Genomic DNA, 2,960 nt, shown 5'->3' on the forward strand with positions numbered 1-2,960 from the left:
GAAAGCAGTTCCTCGTCTTGGTGGTTTTGTGTTATACTGTTCATAGCATGAGCCTCCATTGGATGTTTTTTGTTTGACACTTAAAATTATACCAAATGGATGTCGCTCATGCTATTTTATTTGGCAAGACGATAGATATTTCAAGGGTACAGCAGATTATTCATCTGCGAAGTTTGAGTTATAACGATTATGTCCAGCCTAGCCCAGGAGGAGAGTCGCAGCATCTCGGAGAACACCACATGGGGCAAGCGGAAGCAGTTCGCCGAGGGCAAGACCAGTGTGGGCTACAGTGCATTTCTCGGCTATGACAAGGACTTCGAAATCAACGAAGAACAGGCGAAAGTGGTGAAGCTCATTTACAAATTCTTCCTTGGTGGGCGATCCTTCTACGCGATTACCAAGGAACTAGAGAAACGGGGCATCAAATCCCCGTCGGGAAAGGACAAGTGGTACATCTCCACAGTGCGTTCCATCCTCACAAACGAGAAGTATCGCGGCGATGCGCTGATTCAGAAACAATATACGGCAGACTTCTTGGATAAGACGCGATGTAAGAACACGGGCGAGATTCCGCAGTATTATGTGGAAGAGCACCACGAGGCGATTATCCCGCCGGACTTATTCGACTTTGTGCAAGCGGAGATAAAGCGTAGAGAACAGAACGGGAAGCACAGCGGCGTGAGTATCTTCGCAAACAAAATCAAATGCGGCTGCTGCGGCGCATGGTACGGGGCGAAAGTGTGGCACTCCACGGATAAGTACCGCAGGATCATCTACCGCTGCAACAAGAAATATGCCCACAAGGAGAAGCCGTGCAGCACACGGCATTTGACGGAAGAGGAAATCAAACGGATTTTCGTTAAGGCTCTGAACTCCTTGGTGGAAGTCAAAGAGAATGTGATTGCGGAACTCAGATCCCTGATTAACGGCGTTTGCCAGACAGGGGAGTTGACTGAGGAACACGATAGAACAGAGCAGGAACTCTGCGTTTTGACAGAACGGCTCGAAATGCTGATTCGTGAGAATGCACGGGTGGCACAGGATCAGACGGAGTATCTGAAACAGGAAAATAAGATTCGTGCACACTATCTGGAAAAGCAGGATCATCTGATGAGGTTGGACGAGCAAATTGCCGAAAGGGAGAGCAAGAGAAACACCTTGGAGGGCATGATTCAAGTGATATGCGGTATCAACGGGGAGCAGGTTGCGTTTGACGAGGAGCTATGGAGTGGGCTGCTCGACCACATTGTGGTTAAGGAGGGCGGAGCGGTGATTGTTGTTTTCAAGGGCGGGATTGAGATTGGTGTTGAGGGGTGAGAATATAGGAGAGCTTCCATTCGTCATATTGTATGTTTTGAATATCTCTTTCAAAGAAGCATTAGGCAACACGGCGTGTTCTATGGTATAATTTTCATAAATAACCAATATCTTGATATAGGACAAAAGGAGAATATTTGTTTGATTTTGGATAAGCTAAAAAAATTTTTTGACTTGCATGGAGACATTGCGTCAATACAGGAAATTACAGAGCGGATCAACGCTGGCGTTCAGTTTCGGGGGACGAATCTCAGTGTCCTGATGCTGGCGATCTTCATTGCCTCCATCGGTCTCAATATGAACAGTACGGCAGTCATTATCGGCGCGATGCTGATCTCTCCGCTGATGGGGTCGATCCTTGGGATTGGCTATGGTCTTGCCAGTTACGACAGTACATATATCCGTTCCAGTGCAGGAAGCCTGTTCGCCCAGGTGTTCATTTCGGTTGCCGCATCGACGCTTTATTTTTCCCTGACACCGATTGATACGCCCTCGTCGGAACTGCTTGCACGGACATCGCCGACCATCTGGGACGTTTTGATCGCGGTCTTTGGCGGGCTCGCGGGCATCATCGGTGTAACCCGCAAAGAGGGCGGGAATGTCATCCCCGGTGTTGCGATTGCGACGGCTCTGATGCCGCCGCTCTGTACCGCAGGATACGGCATTGCGACGGGCGTGACAGCGTACGCGGTGGGGGCTCTCTATCTGTTCTTTATCAACAGTTTCTTTATCTGTCTGACGGCATTTGTTGTTCTCAAAATCATTGATATCCCCTCGAAGATTGCACGGGATTCTGTCGAATTTTCAAGACAGAAACTCTATTTGCTGACCGCTGCCATACTTGTCACATTGCCCAGCTGTTTTTTTGCATATCAGAGCGTGCAGGAAAATCTGGAGAACGAGCAGGCAAAGAGTTATATCGAGGAGAATTTCAAAGCACCGCCCCGTCTGGCAATCTCCTATACGTTGGACAACGAGAAGAAAATGCTGACGGTATTTACGACTGCCGGAATACCGGAGGACGACTTGGCGGCATTGACGGAAAAGCTGCATGAAAAGACACATCTCAGACCGTTCCAACTGGAGGTCTTTTCTGCGGAGACAGTGGAAGAGCGAGAAAAGATGGAGGCGATGATTGAGCGGCGACTCAGCGAGGTTGAAAAAAGAGCCATTCCCTCTGTGCAGGAACAGCAGACCGTGACCGCACTCAAGTCTGCCCGCGAGGAAAGCGAGAAGAAGGGGACTTACATCTTGGACTGGAATCGTGAGGCACGCATCGTATTTCCGCAAATCTCCCGCATTGCCGTCGGGAGTGTACACACCCCGGATCCGGCGGCGAATAAAGCGGCGTCTCTGCGTGAAACGCACATTGCGTTCGTATATCTCCAAGCCGATCTGGACGAAGCGGCGCGTACACGTCTGACCGAGTGGCTTTCTGCCAAAGCACAGCGCAGTGTAGAGGTACATTTCCTGCCCGAAGCCCCTGTAGTAGAGGAAAATGAGGCGACGTAATCAGTGCTTGTGGACGGATTTCGTATGTTGTGAAGAAAAAACACATAGGACTGCATAATGACCTGCCCCCCAAAAGTTAGGGAAACGCTGAAAAATTCTTTTGTTGCACGATTGAGCTCCGAAATATTACA

The 2,960-nt window shown here is 49.4% G+C and carries 1 protein-coding gene and 1 pseudogene; both read left to right on the forward strand.

Translation table 11 applies throughout. From position 1 onward, the window contains the following. Positions 1-177 precede the first annotated feature (177 nt). Positions 178-1,317: pseudogene (locus K341_RS11990) on the forward strand (recombinase family protein); the annotation flags it as partial. Positions 1,318-1,458: 141 nt separating this feature from the next. After that, on the forward strand, positions 1,459-2,829 hold the full coding sequence (locus K341_RS0110645; protein ID WP_026762787.1) for a DUF389 domain-containing protein: 1,371 nt from the start codon (positions 1,459-1,461) through the stop codon (positions 2,827-2,829). The last annotated feature ends 131 nt before the right edge of the window (positions 2,830-2,960 follow it).

The organism is Centipeda artemidis DSM 19719 (genome assembly GCF_000426665.1).
Lineage (GTDB): Bacteria > Bacillota > Negativicutes > Selenomonadales > Selenomonadaceae > Centipeda > Centipeda artemidis.